Source organism: Ectobacillus panaciterrae DSM 19096 (assembly GCF_000430785.1).
Classification (GTDB): domain Bacteria; phylum Bacillota; class Bacilli; order Bacillales; family Bacillaceae_G; genus Ectobacillus; species Ectobacillus panaciterrae.
The window spans coordinates 1-1,832 of the sequence record NZ_AUMR01000186.1 but is presented as its reverse complement, the minus strand read 5'-3'; the positions used below and the strand labels follow the sequence as shown (position 1 = coordinate 1,832).

At 41.9% G+C, this 1,832-nt stretch carries 2 protein-coding genes; both read left to right on the top strand.

Annotated features, from left to right (window positions below):
- The first annotated feature begins 193 nt into the window (after nt 1–193).
- Nucleotides 194–592: an IS200/IS605 family transposase gene (gene tnpA / locus H540_RS0122135; RefSeq protein WP_028402421.1), complete on the top strand. Its 399-nt coding sequence runs from the start codon at nt 194–196 to the stop codon at nt 590–592.
- Between the two features lie 5 nt (nt 593–597).
- Nucleotides 598–1,677 carry an RNA-guided endonuclease TnpB family protein gene (locus H540_RS0122130; protein WP_028402420.1) on the top strand — a complete coding sequence of 360 codons (1,080 nt, stop codon included), beginning with the start codon at nt 598–600 and terminating at the stop codon, nt 1,675–1,677.
- Nucleotides 1,678–1,832 lie beyond the last annotated feature (155 nt).

The following is a 1,832-nucleotide window of genomic DNA, read 5'->3' as shown; positions in this document are numbered from 1 at the left end:
TTACAGATTTCCCGAACGCGAAAGCCCACTACGGTGCGATAGCCACCCCCTTTAGGGGTGGGATGAAAGTGAGGTCGGATACGGAGTGCCACTGAAAACCGAAAGGTCTGTGGTGCTTTAAGTATCCGAAATAATTCACTTATTTTTTTGTTTATCTGTTGCAGTTTGGTGAACAAACTGATACGTTATATGTATGAACCAATATAGACGAACTAACACAACCGTATCTTTAATCAACTATCATTTTGTATTTTGTCCTCGGTACAGGAGAAAGATTTTTCTCAAGACAGAGGTGGAGGAACGATTTAAGACATTGGTACAGGAAGTGTGTGAAGAACTAAAAATAGTCATTGTCGTCCTTGAGTGCGATCAAGACCATACACACATATTCCTCAATGCACTGCCAACATTAAGTCCTGCGGATATTATGGCAAAGGTGAAAGGAATCACATCTAAAAAGCTGCGTGAAGAATTTCCGCACCTTCGGCACTTGCCAAGTTTATGGACACGCTCGTATTTTGTTTCTACCGCAGGAAACGTATCGAGTGACACCATTAAACGATATGTAGAAGAACAAAAGACAAGGGGGTGAAACGTGTGCCACAAACAATCACAGTCAAAGTTAAATTGCTTCCCACAAGGGAACAGGCTTCTATTTTGGCAGATATGGGCAAAGAGTATATCTCTGTGATAAACAGCCTTGTCTCTGAAATGATAACGGAAAAGAAGAGTACCAAGAAAACCACAAAAGATGTTCCTGGTCATCTTCCGAGCGCGGTAAAGAACCAAGCTATCAAGGATGCGAAAAGTGTATTCACAACAAAAGTGAAGAAAAGCAAGTACACGGTTATTCCTGTTCTCCAAAAGCCAGTCTGCGTATGGAATAATCAAAACTACTCATTTGATTTCACTCATATCCACCTACCCTTGATGATAGATGGCAAGGCAAAAAAAGTTCCTGTTCGTGCTTTATTAATCGATAAGCATAACCGGAATTTTGAGTTGTTAAAACATAAGTTAGGCACGCTCCGCATCACGAAAAAATCTAACAAATGGGTTGCCCAAATCTCTGTCACCATCCAAACAAATGAAAGCACAGGAACAAAGATAATGGGGGTAGATTTAGGTTTGAAAGTTCCTGCGGTTGCGGTCACAGACGATGGAAAGACTCGCTTCTTTGGGAATGGCAGACAGAACAAATATGTGAAGCGAATCTTCAAATCCAAACGCAAGAAGTTGGGCAAACTCAAAAAGGTACATGCCATTATCAATATGGATGATAAAGAGCAGCGATATATGAAAGACCAAGACCACAAGGTCAGTCGTGCAATCGTGAATTTTGCAAAAGATAACCACATTTCTGTCATTCGCTTAGAACGACTAGCGAACATCCGACAGACGGCACGAACAAGCCGTAAAAACGAAAAGAACTTGCACACTTGGTCATTCTATCGTCTGTCCCAATTCATCGAATATAAAGCAAATTTAGCTGGTATTAAAGTTGAATATGTGAATCCTGCTTATACTTCGCAAACATGCCCGAAGTGTTCCGAAAGGAACAAAGCACAAGACCGCAAATATAAGTGTAAATGCGGATTCGAGACACACAGAGACAAAGTTGGTGCAATGAATATTCGTTATGCACCTGTGGTTGGCGGTAACAGTCAATCAGCCTAAGAACCTATATGGTCTGTCTTAGGAGGGGCAATGAGATGCCCTCATCTTGAAGGCTGTTCAAAACAGAAATGGACTGCGAACGCTGAGTCATTCAAGAATCCCATCCGTCACACCGTAAGGTGTAGGACTTGCGGCTTTAGCCGTGGGAGTCTCAA